Annotated in this window: 1 protein-coding gene; it reads right to left on the bottom strand. The window is 76.5% G+C overall.

What is annotated here, in order from left to right; genetic code table 11:
- The coding region (locus tag AOJ26_RS40965; protein ID WP_159044540.1) for a class I adenylate-forming enzyme family protein at nucleotides 1–1,008 on the bottom strand (1,008 nt) is incomplete at both ends.

The following is a 1,008-nucleotide window of genomic DNA, read 5'->3' as shown; positions in this document are numbered from 1 at the left end:
TCCCCACCCACCCCGCTGATCGCCGCCACCTCCGCGCAGACCAGTTCCATCAGGACCCCACGCCGCTCCCCCGGCGTCCGCTCCGCGAGCCCCGTGAGGGTGTCCTCGGCCGGGCGGGCCGCGAGGCCCTCGCGCAGGACGGCCCGGCGTGGCTTGCCGGCCGCGGTGCGGGGGACGGCCGGGACGAACAGGACGTCCTCGGGCACCTTGTGCGCGGAGAGCACCTCGGCGCAGGCGCGCAGCAGGCCGCCCGTGTCGAGGGCCCGCTCCTCGGGTACGACGAACGCGACCGGGACTTCGCCGAGCAGCGGATGCGGTCGCGCCACCACCGCCGCGTCCAGCACTCCGGGCAGCCCGCGCAGCACCTGCTCGACCTCGACGGGATCGACGTTCTCCCCGCCCCGCACGATCCGGTCGTTCACCCGCCCGGTGACGGTCAGGCACCCGTGCTCACCCCACCGGCCCAGGTCGCCGGTGCGGTACCAGCCGTCGGCGTCCGTCCCCGGCCCGTCGCGGTAGCCGAGCATCACGCCGGGCCCGCGCACCCAGATCTCGCCCTCGGCGCCCGCGGCCGCCGTCCCGGTCCCGGGGTCGACGAGCCGCACCTCCATGCCGGGCACCACCGCCCCGCTGCTGCCCCGCACCCGCGGTCCCGCCACCGACTCCATCGCGATCTTGCCGCAGGTCTCGGTGCTGCCGTACCCGTCGAGCAGCGGGGCCCCGAGCCGTTCCTCGACCCGCTCCCGCAGCTCCGGACCGCTCGGTGCCCCGGCGGTGACGCAGACCCGCAGCGAGGGCACCTCGCCGAGTCCGGCGTCGAGCAACTGCTGGTAGGTGAGCGGCACTCCGCCCAGCACGGTCGGCGCGAACTCCTCGACGAGCCGGATCAGCGCGGCCGGCTCCCGTGCCGTGGTGATCCGGGCGCAGGCACCCGCCACGGTCGTCCCGAGCAGGCAGAGCGAGTGGGCGTAGCTGTGCGCGAGCGGCAGCGGCCACAGCAGCCGGTCG

It is taken from the genome of Streptomyces sp. NRRL B-24085, from assembly GCF_001282115.1.
In the GTDB taxonomy this organism is placed as follows: domain Bacteria; phylum Actinomycetota; class Actinomycetes; order Streptomycetales; family Streptomycetaceae; genus Streptomyces.
The sequence above is the reverse complement of the archived record's forward strand: the minus strand, read 5'-3'. Positions and strand labels throughout refer to the sequence as shown.